This window comes from Pseudomonas sp. 30_B (genome assembly GCF_017491605.1).
GTDB lineage: Bacteria > Pseudomonadota > Gammaproteobacteria > Pseudomonadales > Pseudomonadaceae > Pseudomonas.
This window is the reverse complement of the sequence record NZ_JAFGYY010000140.1, coordinates 1-551: the sequence shown is the minus strand read 5'-3', so window position 1 is coordinate 551 and position 551 is coordinate 1. Positions and strand designations below refer to the sequence as shown.

Below are 551 nucleotides of genomic sequence, written 5' to 3'. Positions count from 1 at the left end.
CTTTTGCTACTCTGCTCAGCGCCTGCGCTGGCGAAGGTTCCGGTTCCGCTAACGCCTCCGGTGCCGCCGGTGGTGGCGATCAGAACACCGTGACCATTGACTACGCGACCTACAACCCGCTGTCCCTGATTATCCGCAAGAAGGGTTGGCTTGAGACCGCCCTCGCCGCGGAGGGTAAGAAGGTTGAGTGGGTCAAGTCGGCCGGTTCGAACAAGGCGAATGAGGCGCTGCGTAGCGGCAATATTGATGTTGGCTCGACCGCCGGTTCGGCGGCGCTACTGGCACGCGCTAATGGCTCCCCCATCAAGGTCATTAGCCTCTACTCGCAGCCGGAGTGGTCGGCTCTGGTGACCCGCAAGGATTCGGGCATCACTAAGGTTGCGGATCTGAAGGGTAAGACCGTTGCCGTGACCAAGGGTACCGACCCGTACTTCCTGCTGCTGCAGGCACTCAAGCAGGAGGGTATTTCCGCTTCGGACCTGACCATTCAGAACCTGCAGCACGCCGACGGCCGCACCGCCCTGGATAACGGTCAGGTCAACGCGTGGAGC

The 551-nt window shown here is 61.5% G+C and carries 1 protein-coding gene; it reads left to right on the top strand.

Annotation, left to right across the window (positions count from 1 at the left end):
- On the top strand, positions 1–551 hold a 551-nt coding region (locus J5M67_RS27620; RefSeq protein WP_207888569.1), incomplete at both ends, for an ABC transporter substrate-binding protein.